The organism is Mesonia aquimarina (assembly GCF_003667275.1).
GTDB lineage: Bacteria > Bacteroidota > Bacteroidia > Flavobacteriales > Flavobacteriaceae > Mesonia > Mesonia aquimarina.
The window spans coordinates 1-2,792 of the sequence record NZ_RCNV01000021.1 but is presented as its reverse complement, the minus strand read 5'-3'; the positions used below and the strand labels follow the sequence as shown (position 1 = coordinate 2,792).

The window sequence follows — 2,792 nt, the reverse complement described above, 5'->3', positions numbered from 1 at the left end:
ATTTGAATGTCGTGGTCCTACTACCCCATACAGTCCGTAAACTATATGGTTTGGGCTAATACGCGTTCGCTCGCCACTACTAGCGTAATCACTATTGTTTTCTTCTCCTCCGGGTACTTAGATGTTTCAGTTCTCCGGGTTCGCCTCCTTGCGGATACTTGATCTTCAATCAAGTGGGTTGCCCCATTCGGATATCTGCGGATCAACTTGTATGTGCCAATCCCCGCAGCTTTTCGCAGCTTATCACGTCCTTCTTCGCCTCTGAGAGCCTAGGCATCCCCCATACGCCCTTAATAAGCTTATGTCTTTTACCTAATGATCTTTATATTATTATTATATCTTTTAACAGATATCTTCTCTCGTATTCTTTATTCTTTCAATATGTCAATGAACGTTTTTCCTATAAAACAATTTAAAATCAATGATAGATAAACTTTGTATACTTGTGTATCCTGGTTGCTTATACTAACTATAGATCTTAAATCTAAGGAATTGTGGAGAATATCGGAGTCGAACCGATGACCTCCTGCGTGCAAGGCAGGCGCTCTAGCCAGCTGAGCTAATCCCCCGTCTTCTTAGTGATCAGTTAACCAGTTATCAGTTAACAGTACTTATAACGGCTACTCAACCTCTAAAATTTCCTTTCAATACTTTTTTATGAACTTGTTAATTAAAAATTATAAATACATAACTTTTAATCAATTCGTAGTCTCAGGCAGACTCGAACTGCCGACCTCTACATTATCAGTGTAGCGCTCTAACCAGCTGAGCTATGAGACTGCATCTTATATATAAATTGACAGTAATTAAGACTAAATATTAAGAATCAAGATTCCTATATGTGTGTCGCCTACTATTGCGCTTGCACTTAAAGTGCTTGCTCTAGAAAGGAGGTGTTCCAGCCGCACCTTCCGGTACGGCTACCTTGTTACGACTTAGCCCCAGTTACCAGTTTTACCCTAGGCCGCTCCTTACGGTAACGGACTTCAGGTACCCCCAGCTTCCATGGCTTGACGGGCGGTGTGTACAAGGCCCGGGAACGTATTCACCGCATCATGGCTGATATGCGATTACTAGCGATTCCAGCTTCACGCAGTCGAGTTGCAGACTGCGATCCGAACTGTGATAGGGTTTATAGATTCGCTCCTTCTCGCGAAGTGGCTGCTCTCTGTCCCTACCATTGTAGCACGTGTGTGGCCCAGGACGTAAGGGCCGTGATGATTTGACGTCATCCCCACCTTCCTCGCGGTTTGCACCGGCAGTCTGGCTAGAGTTCCCGACATTACTCGCTGGCAACTAACCACAGGGGTTGCGCTCGTTATAGGACTTAACCTGACACCTCACGGCACGAGCTGACGACAACCATGCAGCACCTTGTAATCTGTCCGAAGAAATATCTGTTTCCAGATACGTCAGACTACATTTAAGCCCTGGTAAGGTTCCTCGCGTATCATCGAATTAAACCACATGCTCCACCGCTTGTGCGGGCCCCCGTCAATTCCTTTGAGTTTCATTCTTGCGAACGTACTCCCCAGGTGGGTCACTTATCACTTTCGCTTAACCACCCAACCCTCAATCGGGTCGGACAGCTAGTGACCATCGTTTACGGCGTAGACTACCAGGGTATCTAATCCTGTTCGCTACCTACGCTTTCGTCCATCAGCGTCAGTACATTATTAGTGATCTGCCTTCGCAATCGGTATTCTGAGTAATATCTATGCATTTCACCGCTACACTACTCATTCTAACCACTTCATAATGACTCAAGACCTACAGTATCAATGGCAGTTCTCCCGTTGAGCGGAAGACTTTCACCACTGACTTATAGACCCGCCTACGGACCCTTTAAACCCAATGATTCCGGATAACGCTTGGATCCTCCGTATTACCGCGGCTGCTGGCACGGAGTTAGCCGATCCTTATTCGTAGAGTACCGTCAGCTTCTTACACGTAAGAAGGTTTCTTCCTCTATAAAAGCAGTTTACAACCCATAGGGCAGTCTTCCTGCACGCGGCATGGCTGGATCAGAGTTGCCTCCATTGTCCAATATTCCTCACTGCTGCCTCCCGTAGGAGTCTGGTCCGTGTCTCAGTACCAGTGTGGGGGATCTCCCTCTCAGGACCCCTACCTATCGCTGCCTTGGTAAGCCGTTACCTTACCAACTAACTAATAGGACGCATACTCATCTATTACCACCGTGGTTTTAATTACTAAATGATGCCATTCAGTAATACTATGGGGGGTTAATCCAAATTTCTCCGGGCTATACCCCAGTAATAGGTAGATTGTATACGCGTTACGCACCCGTGCGCCACTCGTCAGCCAGAGCAAGCTCTGCTGTTACCGTTCGACTTGCATGTGTTAGGCCTGCCGCTAGCGTTCATCCTGAGCCAGGATCAAACTCTTCATTGTTGTTTCATTATAATTTTACAATAGTTAAAACAACAGGAATTTTTTCGTAGATTTTTCTCGAAAGAAAAATCAATGCTCAAAACTATTCTATTTAGCCTTAATTTAATTTTCTGTCAATTCAATACTTCAATGAACTCTTCTAATAACACAACTCTAATCAAAAAATTATGCTATCTTCGCTAAAACAAAAGGATTTGAACCTCTTAAATAATCGCTACAACTATCCGCCTCCAGGCGCTTTAATTCAATCTCTTTAGAACTTCAATCGCCTTATCTGCGATTGCGGGTGCAAATGTAAAACTTATTTTTAATCTGACAAGCTTTTATTTTACTTTTTTTTAAAAGTTTTTTTTAGCTCCTTAAAACCAAATAAACACTTC

At 44.1% G+C, this 2,792-nt stretch carries 2 tRNA genes and 2 rRNA genes; all 4 read right to left on the bottom strand.

Annotated elements, in window-relative coordinates:
* A 23S ribosomal RNA gene (locus tag D9R05_RS15390) occupies positions 1-304 on the bottom strand; the annotation flags it as partial.
* Between the two features lie 191 nt (positions 305-495).
* Positions 496-569, bottom strand: a tRNA-Ala gene (locus D9R05_RS15385).
* A gap of 137 nt (positions 570-706) precedes the next feature.
* Positions 707-780 (bottom strand) — tRNA-Ile (locus D9R05_RS15380).
* A 106-nt stretch (positions 781-886) separates the two neighbouring features.
* A 16S ribosomal RNA gene (locus D9R05_RS15375) occupies positions 887-2,412 on the bottom strand.
* Between the last annotated feature and the right edge of the window lie 380 nt (positions 2,413-2,792).